Source organism: Tolypothrix sp. FACHB-123 (genome assembly GCF_014697075.1).
Classification (GTDB): Bacteria; Cyanobacteriota; Cyanobacteriia; order Cyanobacteriales; family Nostocaceae; genus Aulosira.
Genome location: NZ_JACJRE010000044.1, coordinates 1 through 14,480, shown reverse-complemented (window position 1 = coordinate 14,480; position 14,480 = coordinate 1). Strand labels below are relative to the sequence as shown.

Genomic DNA, 14,480 nt, shown 5'->3' with positions numbered 1-14,480 from the left:
GCCACTTGCTACAACAGGGAAGCAGCCACATGGTTAAGTAGTTCTACGAGGGAAATCCCAGAAGAACTACTAAAGGGGTTTCCCGGCTTGTAAACGCCTTTAGGCGAGCCTTAGATAGGTAACCAATATCTAGGGGAATTTTTCCCATATTGGCGACTTATGTGCCACTGTGACAACGTGTTTATATTTGTTCCAATTATGATTAAGAGATTAACCGTGGCTTTAACACGGCTGGTTCGACCGTTTATAGCTGTAGACGGGATGCTATTAACCGTATCCCACGCAGCAAAAAGCAAACATTCATCTCTGGATATGTCCGGCTTTGTATCAGTTTTAGGGAGCAGGCAATGAGTCAACACCCGCGAATCAATTCTGACGCTCAATTGTCTAAAACACCGAGTTTAAAGCCAGTACTAGCAGCGGCACTGGCGAGTTTAGAAGTACAGCTAGATCAAGAGTTAGCTAGATACCGACGTACGCGCAACAATTCTAGGTTAGCAAATTCTGCGCGTGTCATTAGTTATGTCGGTAGTTCGCCCCAAGCGATCGCCGCTGCAATTCTCGAGCAATCTCAAGCAGCAGAAACCAAACCCAGTATCTCACCATCTGTGACATCTGATACTCCGGCAATAGAGGCGATCGCAGATCCAACAGAGTTGGAAGGAATGGATCATCTGCTGTTGTCTTCTACTCCAGAGGTGATTCAAACACCTCCGCCACCACCACCTACCCCAACAAATCCTACTAGTAGCATCATACTTACAGGGCAGGAGCATCAAGAGGAAAAGTCCTTAAAAACCGATGAAACACCTATTCAGCCAGAGGACTATTTAGAATCTAGTGAAGCATTACTGCGCAGTTTCACGGATGACGAACCCCCAAAGAAAAAGCCCAGCAGTGCTAACGATGGTCTACTGTCACCTTTAGGAATAGGTTCTATGCTACTGCTGTTAGTAGCTAGCCTGACTCTAGGATATGTAATTTTCAATCCCAAAGGTTTGACTCAGTTCAACATTAGTAAATTATTTAATCCAAAATCATCTACTCCTACGGAAACTACTACAGGAACTGCGGAAAATTCCCAGCCTCAGCCAGAGCCAGTACTCACACCCATTCCAAAGTATCCCAATTTAGCAACTAAAGAGTTTCCCGAAGTCAACGATCCGAATGATATTGTGGGCTTAAAACCTAAAACCCAAGAATCTCCCCGTACATTACCAAACCCCGTACCAGTACAACCACTTGCGCCCCCAGTCCAACCGCCCACAGAATTATCTCCTCCACAAGCGGTAAATCCTCTGGCTGTAGCGCCATCACCCCAGATACAGCCATTAACGCCCAACAACAATGTGCCTGTAACGTCTAACTCGCCAACCAGCAGCCAAACATTGCCTAATCCCCAACTCAAACCCTCAGCAGATGGTTTTTATCATGTGGTTATTGATAATGAAAGCGATCGCTCTTTTGGCTCAGTACGGCGAGTAATTCCTGATGCTTATTTATCAAAGGATAATAAATTGATTTTCCTAGGTGCTTTTAAAACTCAACAAGAAGTGCAAAAACATTTACAACTGCTAGAGAAAAACGGAATTCAAGCCAGAGTTCAGCAGCCATAGGCATGGGGCATGGGGCATTGGGCATTGGGCATTGGGCAAAAGTCAAATAGAATTCTTAATTTTGAATTTTGAATTTTGAATTTTGAATTCTTTCCCCCTGCTCCCTGCCCCCTGCCCCTCTGCTTCCTACAAGTGACTGGCAAAAAGTGAATGGAGATCCGATATGGAAATGATGAAGCGTATCCTGCGGGTGGTTCGAGCTAATGTCAATAGTTTGCTCAACAGTACAGAAGATCCAGAAAAGGTTTTGGAACAGACTGTATTGGAGATGCAGGAGAATTTGATGCAACTGCGGCGGGGAGTTGCAGGTGCGATCGCAATTCAAAAACGTACGGAACGACAGGCTGCTGCGGCTGAGTCTACATCTGAAGAATGGTATCGCCGTGCCCAATTGGCACTGCAACAAGGTAATGAAACTCTAGCAAGGGAAGCCCTGACTAAACGCCGAGTTTATCAAGACACTGCCAAAGCTCTCTCTAGTCAAAGAGCAGAACAAACTGATTTGGTGGATAAACTCAAACAGGATATGCGGACGCTAGAGTTGAAAATAGCAGAAGCAAAAACTAAAAAAGATCTATACATTGCTCGCGCCCGCTCAGCAGAAGCATCTTTTCGGCTCCAGGAAATGCTTAGCGGCGTTTCTTCTACCAGCAGCCTAAATGCCTTTGAGCGTATGGAAGAAAAGGTTTTGCAGATAGAGGCTAAATCAGAAGCTATAGCGCAACTAGGCGGTGATGACTTACAAAAAAAATTTGCGGCTTTGGATTCTAGCAATGATATTGACACCGAGTTAGCAGCGATGAAAGTACAGGTTTTCAATGATGCTAACAGTACGCCTTTACAACAGCAGTTACCCAAAAGTCAAGAGCCTACATAATTGGGCAATTACCGAAGCGGGAGTATATCTTAACAATTAAGGGGTGTTGGGTGGTACTGTTCCCAGCTGGAAAGATTACATTGGAATAAGTAGCTATTAAACAGTAAAAGCTTAACTGTCCAACAAATTGCGTAAACAACACAAGGAAAAAACAAACTTATGGGATTATTTGATCGGATTAAGCGAGTAGTCAGTGCTAACCTCAACGACCTGGTAAATAAAGCTGAAGATCCTGAAAAGATGCTAGAGCAAGCCATCCTGGAGATGCAGGAAGACTTAGTCCAGCTGCGTCAGGGTGTGGCTCAAGCGATCGCGGCGCAAAAACGTACTGACAAGCAGTACAATGATGCTCAAAACGAAATCAATAAGTGGCAGCGTAACGCCCAGCTAGCCCTGCAAAAAGGTGATGAGAATTTAGCAAGACAAGCCCTTGAACGGAAAAAGACTTATACCGAAACCGGCACGGCCCTCAAAACTAGCCTAGATCAGCAAAACGTTCAAGTTGAAACCCTCAAGCGCAACCTGATCCAGCTAGAAAGCAAGATTTCGGAAGCCAAAACCAAGAAAGAAATGCTCAAAGCCCGGATTACCACTGCTAAAGCCCAAGAGCAACTGCAAAACATGGTCAGTGGGATGAATACCAGCAGTGCAATGGCGGCTTTTGACCGGATGGAAGAAAAAGTCTTGATGCAAGAAGCTCGCGCTCAGTCAGCAGGAGAGTTAGCTGGTGCTGATTTAGAAACCCAGTTTGCACGTTTGGAAGCTGGTAGCGATGTTGATGATGAATTAGCAGCTTTGAAAGCTCAGATGACCTTGGGCCCTGCTAGCTCACCCAATCAACCCCAACTACCACCACAACAAGAAACTACACAACCTAAATCTAATAATGACGTGGTAGATTCTGAATTGGAATCCTTACGCAAACAATTGGATCAAATGTAATTTTGTTTTATAACTTCTTAGAGCTAGTCCCACGCCGTTTGGTTGTGGGATTTCGCTTTTTTAGTCAAAAGTCCAAAGTCAACTGTCCAAAGTCAATTAACCATTGATTAATGACTCATGAGCACTCAGCACTCAGATTGGGATAGAGTATTTTGTGTGCCCACTTTGATTGATGCCACCCAATGGAGACTGTAATGAGTACAGGTGCGATCGCTATCACTGATGCTAATTTTGAAACCGAAGTTTTACAAGCTGATTTACCAGTATTGCTTTACTTTTGGGCTTCCTGGTGTGGGCCTTGTCAACTAATGTCACCAATGATTAACCTGGCTGCTACCAAGTACGGTGATCGTCTGAAAGTAGTTAAAATAGAAGTTGACCCCAACCCGGTTACTGTTAAACAATTCCAAGTGGAAGGCGTACCTGCTATCAGACTAATTCAAGGTGACAAAGTATTGGTATCCACTGAGGGAGTTATGGGTAAAGATAAATTAATCAGCCTCTTAGATGAATATTTCAATAATAATTAGTCACCAGTTCAAAGCTCAGCTTGTTGACTAACTGGGAGGTTGAAAATTTTGGATTCAGAGCTATTAATCCAAAATTTTATCGGGTTTCCCTCCCCCGAATTTATTCGGGGAAATATGTCAAATAGAAAATTCTCTATTCAAGCCCATACCTACAGGTGCGGGCTTAATCTATCATCAAAAATTTTGAAGCTAAAATTGTTTGGCTATTAATGACTAACTATTGACTTTTAAGACTATGGAATTTGCCAAGCGTTTACAACCCCTGCAATCTAATGTATTTGCAGATATGGATAAAGCCAAGGCTGCGGCTTTGGCTGTGGGAAGAGATTTAATTGATTTATCATTAGGCTCTTCGGATTTACCAGCGGAAGGTCATGTAATTGAAGCGATCGCCCAATCGCTGTACGATCCGAGTACCCACGGTTATTTACTGTTTCACGGGACTCGAAGTTTTCGACAAGCAGCGGCTAATTGGTATGAAAAGAAATTTGGTATTAAAGTTGACCCAGAAACTGAAGTATTGCCGTTAATTGGTTCCCAAGAAGGTACGGCACATTTACCTTTAGCAGTCTTAAATCCGGGAGATTTCGCCTTATTACTCGACCCTGGCTATCCTTCACATATGGGGGGAGTTTACTTAGCTAGCGGTCAAATTTATGCTATGCCCTTACTGGAAGAAAACAATTTTTTACCAGTATTTAACGATATTCCGGCTCCGGTTGTGGCGCAGTCGCGGATGATGGTGTTGAGTTATCCCCATAATCCTACAGCTGCGATCGCGACTTTAGAATTTTTCCAAGAAGCTGTGACTTTTTGTCAGCAGCATAATATCGTTTTAGTTCACGATTTCCCCTATGTAGATTTGGTGTTTCCAGAAGATGAGGGAAATAATCATGCTCACACCCCATCCCTAGTACCCTCAATTTTACAAGCTGACCCAGACAAAAGTATCTCGATTGAATTTTTCACCCTGTCCAAGTCCTATAATATGGGCGGTTTCCGGATTGGTTATGCCATTGGTAATCCTGAATTAATTCGGGCTTTACGTCAAGTCAAAGCAGCCGTGGACTTTAATCAGTATCGGGGAATTTTGAACGGTGCGATCGCGGCTTTAACAGGTTCTCAAATTGGCGTGGAAAAAGCCGTTGCTACCTTCCGTCAGCGTCGCGATACATTCATTAATGCTTTACACCGTATTGGCTGGTATGTCCCCACGCCCAAAGCCACAATGTATATTTGGGCAAAGTTACCTGCAAGTTGTAGTTTAAATTCTCAAGAATTTTGTACTCAACTAGTTAAGCAAACTGGTGTAGCAGCTTCCCCTGGTTCTGGTTTTGGGAAATCGGGTGAAGGTTATGTTCGTTTTGCGTTAGTACATGAGCCAGCTATTTTAGAAACTGCTGTTGAGAGAATAGCTGAGTTTCTCAATTCTCTAAGTTAAATAAATGCGTAGTAAGGACTTCATTCTTTTGTTTTAAAGCACTAAAGTGCTTACTACAATCTCAAAATTTATGCGGTAAATTATGCGGCGGATAATTAGAAAAGCGCTGACTTTGCTTTCAGTGTACTATGCTTATATGCTTGAGTACCGAGCAGAAATGATTTTATGGGTGTTATCTGGTTCTTTACCGATTATCTTCATGGGTATTTGGATACAAGCCGCCCAGAGTGGACGTTTAAAATTAACACCTGTAGATTTTGCCCGGTACTTTTTAGCAGTTTTTATTATTAGGCAATTTACTGCTGTGTGGGTAATTTGGGATTTTCAAAGAGAAGTAGTAGAAGGGAAACTTTCACCTAGATTAATCCAACCTTTAGATCCTGTATGGCATCACTTTGCTAGTCATGTTGCCGATCGATTTGCACGCCTTCAGTTTACATTAGTATTAATAATTTTATTTTTTCTTCTTTATCCCCAAGCATTTTGGATACCAAGCTGGGGGAACTTTTTATTATTTGTTTTATCCGTAATCTTGGCATTTATTTTAAGGTTTTTGATTCAGTACACCTTTGCCATGTTTGCCTTTTGGACAGAAAGAGCTACTGCTTTAGAAAACCTTTGGACGCTATTTTATTTATTTTTATCGGGGATAATTGCACCTTTGGAAGTATTTCCTGAAGTTGTCAGAGAAGTACTGCTCTGGACACCTTTTCCCTATTTAATTGATTTACCAGCAAATATTTTGATTGGGCTACCTGTTGATTTAGGGCGCGGATTTTTAGCACTGCTAGCTTGGATATTCATATTTTTAGGTGTAAATCGCTTGCTTTGGCGTATGGGTTTAAAGCATTATTCTGGTATGGGAGCTTAGAGAATTCAAAATTCAAAATTAATGAGTTTATATAGCAATTTTATTTCAGTTGTGAAAAATATCTGTGTTGACTGTTGACTGTTGACAACCTAATCCTTTTAACAAAATTTTAACCTGTGGTAAGGGTGGGGTTTCCCCACCCCTACGATTTTTGATATGCATTCGCTATAAATCAATACGGTTCAGTTAAGGATAATTGTAGGTTGGGTTGAACGAAGTGAAACCCAACAAACTCCTGGAAATGTTGGGTTTCGTTCCTCAACCCAACCTACGCAACTTAAGGTTTTTGGCGCTAACTGAACTGTATTGCGCTATAAATTACTGGGTATGGTTTTAAATTTTTCGGCTGAACCTAAAGAATAATCTTCTAATTTAAAATCAGCGAAAGGTTTCTTTTCTAATCGATTTCTCAAAGCTTCATCGACAATTACACCTGATGATTTATTTTTGACGCCAATAATAATAATACTTCTTTGATATGCAGTTAAATCTTGATTAGCTTGACAATCACTGCGTTGAAATTGTCCTAAATTTAATAAGCGATAACCCTTAACGCTGGGTGTATTACTAAATAATTTCTTGGCTAAGAGTTGTATTTGTTGAGAACGTTCTAAAGCGCGGCGTTGTTCAATTGCTGTATCACCTTCGCAAGAAGCTGTACCTACAGAGATAATTTCACTGGGATTTTCCATTATCTTCTGGATACCTTCTTGTTCTAAATTTAACTTTAAGGCTTCCAGACTGATAATTTTATCATTATATTTAATTTGAAAATTACTGCCTAAAAGCCATTTATATTCTATGGATAAAACAGCGATATTAAATTCAGCGCTTCTACCTTGACTATCTTGTCCTTCTACATAAGGGAAGTAATCAACTTTGCCTTTTCTTTCTGGCGCTTGTCCATAATTAGGGAAAGAATTAAATTTGAGATTTCCTAAAAATAAGACTATTAAACCTAGGAATCCTAATGATGCAATTAAAGCGGCAATTAAGGCTAGTAATGGCAATTTTTCGGGTGATTTTTCGGGTGATTTAACAGTTTTAATAGCGGGCGCAGGTAACTGTGCAGTTTGGTTACTATCTGGTGCAGTTACTTTTGTAGTTGTAGTTGTAGTTATACTTGCATTTAATATTTTGTCAATTTCTGCTAATTTATCTAAAATTTCTTGAGCATTGGCGGGACGGTTTTGAATTTCCGGAGCCATTAGCCAATCAATTAAATTTAATAATAAGCTAGAAATATTATTTGTCCGATTTCGCCAATGTAAAACATTATGCTGAATATCGTACATCTCTAAAGGATGGTAACCTGTGAGTAAAAATACAAAGGTGCGTCCTAAAGCAAAGAAATCTGATTGAGGTACAGCTGCGCCATGCATTTGTTCTGGGGCGCTATAGCCAGATGATAAAATTGCAGTCTCCCCATTTATAGATTGGGCAAATTCTTTAGCTGTGCCAAAATCAATTAATACCAAATCGCCCCCATCTTGTTTATCCTGGGTATCTGGTGAACTGCGCAGCATAATATTACTAGGTTTAATATCCCGATGCAGGTATTGCTGACTATGTAAGACTGCTAAAATCTCTAGTAATTGTCTCAACCAGTATATAGCTTGTGTTTGGGAAATGGGGAGATTTTCTTGTTGTTTCAGCCATTGTTCTAAATTCAGTCCGTCGATTTTCTCCATTGCTAGACAGTGCAATAATAAACCGTTGCGGGTTTGATATTGAAAGTAGCCATCGACTTGGGGTATACCAGGATGATTTAACTGTTTGAGTACGGTGACTTCTTGCTGAAATAGTTCGACTAACTCAGGTTCATTCGATAAATTTTCTCTGAGAACTTTGATGATTTTTGGTGTATCTTGTTCGTATGCTTCATATATTCTACTAAAACCAGTTTTTTCACTTAATAAGTGCGTGACACGGTAGCGTCCTAAAAGTTGCAATTGGGAACCACAACTCTGACAAAAACGATGTTCATCCTGGCTAGATTGATTGGGTTGAGGACAAACTGGATTAATACAAAGGCTCATGATTAGTTAATAGGTAATATTTAAGAATTAAGGATATAGAAGCAAGAATGGCTAGAGATTTTCTGCCGTAAAATCAATTACAGACAAACTTTGATATCACAAGTTTTATTCATCCTAGCTTTGTGTAAGCTGTCTATATCCTGCATCCTTCAAACTTTACATTTGTGTTGATTTAAGAATGCTGCTACAGTTTGGTTAAAGGCTTCTGGTTGTGTCAAGAAAGGCCAATGATTTCCGGGAACTTGGCAGATGCTTAAGTTTTTTAGATGAGTTTTGTAGGGTTTTAGTTGCCAATCTTGACGATTTACGCCCTTTTGGGGTTGGATGAAGAGAGTTGGTAAATAAACTGGCTCTGTTAACCCAGGTACGCGCATGACATCTTCAAAAATGCGATCGCGGGCGGCTATAGTAAATTTACTCCCCCAACTACCATCAGGCTTTTGTTCGATTCCGGCGTCAAAAACTTGCTGATGTAAATCAGTCCAACCTTGATATTGGCTTAATTGTTGCGCTTGCTGTTTGGCTGATTCGTAACTAACAAAAGGCCCCATGCTTTTAAGAAACGGTAAAACGCGGTATAACAGGGGAAATGTCAGTTTAAAGTAGCTGGGCATTTTCCAGATGAAGATAGGATCTATCAAAATCATACTCCGCAACCGTTCTGGATTTTGTCTCGCCCAGATAGCGGCTAATTTACCCGTCCATGAATGACTGACAACATGGGCACTAGACCATCCTAAACTATCCATCAGGGCTTCTAAATCCGCGATCGCACTTTCAAAGCTATAGTCATCTTCCGGCTTGCTGCTTTCGCCATGACCGCGCATATCTGGGGCAACTATATGGTAATCTGCGGCTAGATAATCCCCTAAGCTAGACCATACTAGGGCATTGTCAGCTAACCCATGTAATAGCAATAAGGGTTCTTGACCTTGGTGCCACTCTAAGTAAGATAGCTGGATGTCAGACTTGGAGAAGCTTTGACGTATAGGCATCATTACATATCCACCCACAGATAGAACTTCGCGCTTATATGTTATCGCGAAAAGAAAAATGCTTGCACTGTGGCGAGGATGTTATTAGTGAATTATGGAGCAGATAGCGCGATCGCATTTTTTGTCCAATCAAGCAACTGCAAAATCAGTGTATTGTCTCGCATCTTCGGGATGAAAAGCTAAAACAATTTTATCTTTAGGAATTCCTGCTGATACTAGTTCATTAGCAATACCATATTCAGTCCCATCACGCTGAATCCAAATTTTTCCATTAATAATTTCAATATGGATAATGCAACCATGAACTCTTTGTTCTCCCTCCCATCCCAAAGTCATGACTATATAATTAGTAGCTGTGCGATCGATGATAAGTTTTATTTCTAATTGCCGATTGGCGTAGGGTATTTTTATATATTCATTCAGAATTTTCTCAATAATTTTTTGATATATTTCTAAGGTATCCATTGCACAATTACCTCTTGCTTTGGGTCAAATGTCAATAAACGTAAGCGATTCCTTTTTAATAAAATCTTGCCGATGGGTTCGGTAAAGATTTCAAGATAAATTCGCTGGGGAATAGCAAGATATAAAATTCGCTCGCTTCCTTGTTCTTCTAAAATATCGTAATAAAGGATAAACTGTCCTAAAGCATTTTCTAAATCTGTAACGGGAGATGGATTGAGAAAACTTTTAATTTCAACTGCTATTTTCTGCTGACCTTTTTCTGCTGCTATCAGTTTTTCTGCACCTAAGTCTATATATAAATCTTTTGTTCCACATTTTCATTTAAATGGGTCATCAGTAATTAGCCACTCATCTTTTTCTAGTGCTGTTATCACAACATGATGATAAACATCTTTGGCGGGCATAGGTATTTGCAAAAGTGTAGCGATCGCGAGTTATTTTTTATGATATTTTAACGCAATGTGCTTTTGAGCAGATATTGCGAGAGAACTCAGAGTCATCATGGGAAAACAGGCGATACCTGTGTGTAGTAGAATAATACATTTTCTTGGTACCTGAAACTGTTACTAAGCGATCGCACTCTTTTTCGCGCTATAAACAGAATAATGAAGACTAAAACGACACGAAAGGCTCTGCGACAATCACTAGCTGTCTTCCGTTACAGTGGACGGGCTATTGCGCTAGTGTGGACTACTAGTCGTAGTTTGACAATTATTCTGGCTACTTTAACTTTAATCGCTGGTTTGTTACCAGCTGCGATCGCTTATCTCGGCAAGTTAATTGTTGATGCGGTGGTATTCTCGGCTCAAGCTGGTATCAATGGCGATATTTCCCGCCCATTATTATATGTAGCATTAGAAGCGATCGCTGTGATGTTATTGGCGGGCAGTCAGCGCGGTTTGATTGTCTGTCAATCACTGTTACGGGCGCTACTCGGTCAGCGCGTGAATGTACTTATCTTGGAAAAGGCGCAGACTTTAGATTTAAAGTATTTTGAAGACTCGGAATTTTATGATAAACTCCTCAATGCCCGCCGGGAAGCCTCGGTACGTCCCCTTTCTTTAGTTAATCGTACCTTTGGATTGGTGCAAAATGCCCTGTCATTGGTGACTTACGGAATTTTATTAGTCAAATTCTCTGTATGGGCGGTGATTGTGCTGATTGTAGCCGCCATGCCTGCCTTTATTGCGGAAACTAAATTCGCTACCCAAGCTTTTCGCCTGTTTAGTTGGCGCGCGCCTGAAACTCGTCAGCAGCATTATTTAGAAAATCTCTTGGCGCGAGAGGATTATGTCACGGAAATTAAACTCTTCCAACTAGGGGGAATGCTACTGCGGCGGTATCGCAACATTTTTCATCAACTCTACGGTGAAGATAGGGACTTAACTCTGCGCCGGGGATTTTGGGGTTACCTGTTGAGTTTGGTAAGTACCGCCGCTTTTTACCTCGCATATGCCTGGATTGTCATCGAAACAGTGTTAGGGAAAATTTCTTTAGGAGATATGACAATGTATCTCACCGTCTTTCGTCAAGGACAGTCAACTTTTGCGGCTGCTTTAACTTCTATTGGCGGAATGTACGAAGATAACCTTTATCTTTCTAATCTTTACGACTTCTTAGAAGCAGAATCGCCCCAACCTTGGGGTACAGTTACCATTGGTATCAATCCTGAAGATGGGATTCGCTTTGAAAATGTCTCCTTTACCTATCCCGGAAACAGCAAGCCGACATTAAACAATATTTCTCTACATTTAAAACCAGGGGAAAAACTCGCCATCGTCGGAGAAAATGGTTCAGGGAAGACGACTTTAATTAAATTACTCACCCGACTGTACACCCCAGATTCCGGCAAGATTTTTTTAGATGGTGTAGATTTGCAAGAGTGGGATATAGAAGTATTGCGGCGACGGATTGGCGTGATTTTTCAGAACTTTGTCCGCTATCAGTTCACAGTCGGGGAAAATATTGGCGTTGGGGATGTCGAGTATTTAGACGATAGCCATCGCTGGCAAAATGCCGCCCAAAAAGGCATGGCGGAACCTTTTATTCACCAATTACCCGATAGTTTTAGCACCCAACTAGGGCGTTGGTTTAAAGGCGGGCATGAACTTTCTGGGGGACAATGGCAAAAAATCGCCCTTTCCCGTGCCTTTATGCGGACTAGAGCCGATATCTTAGTCTTAGACGAACCGACATCAGCAATGGATGCCCAAGCTGAGTTTGACATTTTCAATCATTTTCGCACCGTCACCCAAAATCAGATGGTATTCTTGATTTCTCACCGCTTCTCGACAGTCCGCATGGCGGATAAAATCATGGTGATTGAAGCCGGAAAAGTTGTAGAACAGGGAACTCATGCAGAATTATTGGCTACTGATGGACAATATGCCAAGCTTTTCTGGTTACAAGCGGCGGGGTATCAATAAAGAATGGGGCATTGGGTGTTGGGCATGGGGCATTGGGCATTGGGGTAGGAATTAGAGGCTTTGGAGTTGGAAGTTAGACTTTTGATCGCGGAGGTTGCGGTTTTGAACAAGTCAATTGCGGCTTTTATCTCGGAAGTTGGGGCTTTGATGTCGGAATTTGTGCCTTTAAACCTGAACGTTGCGGCTTTTATCTCGGAAGGTGCGCTTTTGATGTCGGAATTTGCCGCTTTAAACCTAAACATTGCGGCTTTTATCTCGGAAGGTGCGCTTTTGATGTCAGAATTTGCCGCTTTAAACCTAAACATTGCGGCTTTTATCTCGGAAGTTGCGGCTTTGATGTCGGAAGTTGCAGTTTTTATCTCGGAAGATGCATCTTTAAACCTCAACCTTGCACTTTTAAGCCTCACTATTCACCAATGCCCAATGCCCCATGCCCCATTCCCCATGCCCCATTCCCAAATTATGGAGTAATTACTAATGAGATTGATATCTGAACCATCAATTCCTGTGAAAATTCACAAGATGCAGGAAAGGGTACGTTGGCAACACCCCACTATTGTAGAACGGGAGATTGACCAAACAAGTATGGTGATTGACGATCGCCAAAATGACAGTCCCGAATTCTCTTTTTTGGTGATTGGTGATAGCGGTACTAAGTCCCATTTCGGTTACCATCCCCAGCGTCTGGTGGCAAAGCTGATGCTGGAACATAAAGATGAATGCAGTTTAGTCTTGCATACGGGTGATGTGATTTATGTGGTGGGTTCCCATGAATATTACCCAGCAAATTTTATTGAACCTTACCGGGAATTCCTGATAGGTGGGGAAAATCCTAAAAATATTGCCTACGATCGCATGGTGTTTAATTTACCTTTTTTGCCGGTGCTGGGCAATCATGATTATTATGATGTGCCTTTAATGTATCGTCTCTTTACTGGCAGTACCTTGCGGTTGCGGCGGATGTTTCGCTATAAAGATTTTGAAATTGGTTGGCATGGTTCCAATCAAGGCAATGCTTATGCTAAGGCGTTTATCGATTATCTTGCCGGCATTGCTTCCCCAGAACATTTAAAAGAGCATTTAGACAATCATTACACCGCCAAAGTCGATACCGGCAGATGTTTGCGCTATGAACCGGGAATGTTTACCCGTTTGCCTAACCGCTATTACACTTTTAGGTATGGTGGTATAGATTTTTTTGCCCTTGATTCTAATACTTTCAACGCTCCTTCACCTTTACCGACAACGCAAGCGGGGGATATTTCCCGGCGAGAACTGCAAAAGCGCCGCCAGGAGATAGATACAGAAGAAGAACAGATTTTAGAATTGAGCGATCGCCTCAACCCAGACAACCCCGAAGATGCGGAACAACTCGATGACCTCAGTGCCAAATTAGACCAAATAAATGAGGTCAAACTTGACATTGAAAAACAACTAGCATCTCATACACCAGCCACCATTGACTTTGAACAACTAGACTGGTTGCGTCAGCGGTTGATTGAATCTTGGAATAACTCACAAGTTCGGGGACGAATTGTTTATCTTCATCATCCCCCCTACGTCACCGAAGCCACTAAATGGCATCAAGCCCAAACTTTAGCAGTGCGTCACCGTTTACGCTGGGTATTTGAACAAGTAGCCCAAACTCTAGGGAACCAAGTCAAAGAACGCCCCATAGTAGACTTAGTACTTAGCGGTCATGCCCACTGTCTCGAACATCTACGCACCGTAGATACTGGTTATGCTGACTCGCACATTAATTATATTATCTCCGGTGGTAGCGGTCGCCGCCCCCGTCGCCAACGCCCAGAGGGAAGTGAATTATTAGAAACTTTCACCGAAATTTCGGGAAGTCCCACTCGCAAAGTTGCCGATTCCCTACTATATGTGGGGCGCAAAGGCCAAGGTTTCCAAAAGCAACTTGCTTATTCCTGCGTGCGCATCGATGTTCATCCAGGTACACCACCCAAGTTTACCGTCAGACCCCTAGTTGCAGAACGCACCGGGGAAAATTGGTTTAATAGTCAACTTGAGCCATTTGTAATTTAGGCAGAAGGTAAGGAAGGGAAGAGGACAAGGAAGACAACTGACAACACTTCGGGTGAGCTTCAGTGCATCGCTGACAACTAACTACTGACAACTGACAACTGACAACTAACTACTGACTACTAGTAATTTTGGTTCTTCAGTAGCTATTATGCCAAATTATTAGTTATAGCACTCATATAAACACAAAAAAAGCATCTTTATTTTGCCAAAAGCCTTATATGTATTGACA

Annotated in this window: 12 protein-coding genes and 1 pseudogene; 9 read left to right on the top strand and 4 right to left on the bottom strand. The window is 41.7% G+C overall.

Annotated features, from left to right (window positions below):
- Positions 1-347: 347 nt before the first annotated feature.
- The 6 genes from H6G41_RS24275 to H6G41_RS24250 all read left to right on the top strand — a co-directional run bounded on the left by H6G41_RS24275 (position 348) and on the right by H6G41_RS24250 (position 6,277).
- Positions 348-1,616: a hypothetical protein gene (locus tag H6G41_RS24275; RefSeq protein ID WP_190749417.1), complete on the top strand. Its 1,269-nt coding sequence runs from the start codon at positions 348-350 to the stop codon at positions 1,614-1,616.
- A gap of 163 nt (positions 1,617-1,779) precedes the next feature.
- The gene (locus H6G41_RS24270) at positions 1,780-2,493 is read left to right on the top strand and encodes a PspA/IM30 family protein (RefSeq protein WP_190749415.1); all 714 of its coding nucleotides are present in this window, start codon (positions 1,780-1,782) and stop codon (positions 2,491-2,493) included.
- Between the two features lie 159 nt (positions 2,494-2,652).
- Positions 2,653-3,435 carry a PspA/IM30 family protein gene (locus H6G41_RS24265; RefSeq protein WP_190749413.1) on the top strand — a complete coding sequence of 261 codons (783 nt, stop codon included), beginning with the start codon at positions 2,653-2,655 and terminating at the stop codon, positions 3,433-3,435.
- 194 nt (positions 3,436-3,629) lie between these two features.
- A complete protein-coding gene (locus H6G41_RS24260) occupies positions 3,630-3,965 on the top strand; it encodes a thioredoxin family protein (protein WP_190749491.1) in 336 nt (111 codons plus the stop codon).
- Positions 3,966-4,200: 235 nt separating this feature from the next.
- Positions 4,201-5,406 (top strand): LL-diaminopimelate aminotransferase, encoded by a 1,206-nt coding sequence (locus tag H6G41_RS24255; RefSeq protein WP_190749411.1) that lies wholly within the window; start codon positions 4,201-4,203, stop codon positions 5,404-5,406.
- A gap of 82 nt (positions 5,407-5,488) precedes the next feature.
- The gene (locus tag H6G41_RS24250) at positions 5,489-6,277 is read left to right on the top strand and encodes an ABC-2 family transporter protein (protein ID WP_190749409.1); all 789 of its coding nucleotides are present in this window, start codon (positions 5,489-5,491) and stop codon (positions 6,275-6,277) included.
- 311 nt (positions 6,278-6,588) lie between these two features.
- Here H6G41_RS24250 and H6G41_RS24245 read toward each other — a convergent pair whose 3' ends face one another.
- The 4 genes and pseudogenes from H6G41_RS24245 to H6G41_RS24230 form a co-directional block, all read right to left on the bottom strand.
- Positions 6,589-8,316, bottom strand: coding sequence for a serine/threonine-protein kinase (locus tag H6G41_RS24245; RefSeq protein WP_190749407.1), 1,728 nt, complete (start codon positions 8,314-8,316; stop codon positions 6,589-6,591).
- A 149-nt stretch (positions 8,317-8,465) separates the two neighbouring features.
- Positions 8,466-9,311, bottom strand: a complete 846-nt coding sequence (locus tag H6G41_RS24240) for an alpha/beta fold hydrolase (protein ID WP_096642310.1) — start codon at positions 9,309-9,311, stop codon at positions 8,466-8,468.
- Between the two features lie 129 nt (positions 9,312-9,440).
- Positions 9,441-9,776, bottom strand: a complete 336-nt coding sequence (locus H6G41_RS24235; protein ID WP_190749405.1) for a XisI protein — start codon at positions 9,774-9,776, stop codon at positions 9,441-9,443.
- Positions 9,764-10,180: pseudogene (locus tag H6G41_RS24230) on the bottom strand (element excision factor XisH family protein). The gene H6G41_RS24235 and the pseudogene H6G41_RS24230 overlap by 13 nt, the downstream one beginning before the upstream one ends.
- A 201-nt stretch (positions 10,181-10,381) precedes the next feature.
- On the opposite strand from H6G41_RS24230, the gene H6G41_RS24225 reads away from it, so the two are divergent.
- The 3 genes from H6G41_RS24225 (at position 10,382) to H6G41_RS24215 (ending at position 14,251) form a co-directional block, all read left to right on the top strand.
- Positions 10,382-12,202 carry an ABC transporter ATP-binding protein gene (locus H6G41_RS24225; protein ID WP_190749403.1) on the top strand — a complete coding sequence of 607 codons (1,821 nt, stop codon included), beginning with the start codon at positions 10,382-10,384 and terminating at the stop codon, positions 12,200-12,202.
- 102 nt (positions 12,203-12,304) lie between these two features.
- Positions 12,305-12,673, top strand: coding sequence for a hypothetical protein (locus H6G41_RS24220; RefSeq protein WP_190749401.1), 369 nt, complete (start codon positions 12,305-12,307; stop codon positions 12,671-12,673).
- A 6-nt stretch (positions 12,674-12,679) separates the two neighbouring features.
- A complete protein-coding gene (locus H6G41_RS24215; RefSeq protein ID WP_190749399.1) occupies positions 12,680-14,251 on the top strand; it encodes a metallophosphoesterase in 1,572 nt (523 codons plus the stop codon).
- Positions 14,252-14,480 lie beyond the last annotated feature (229 nt).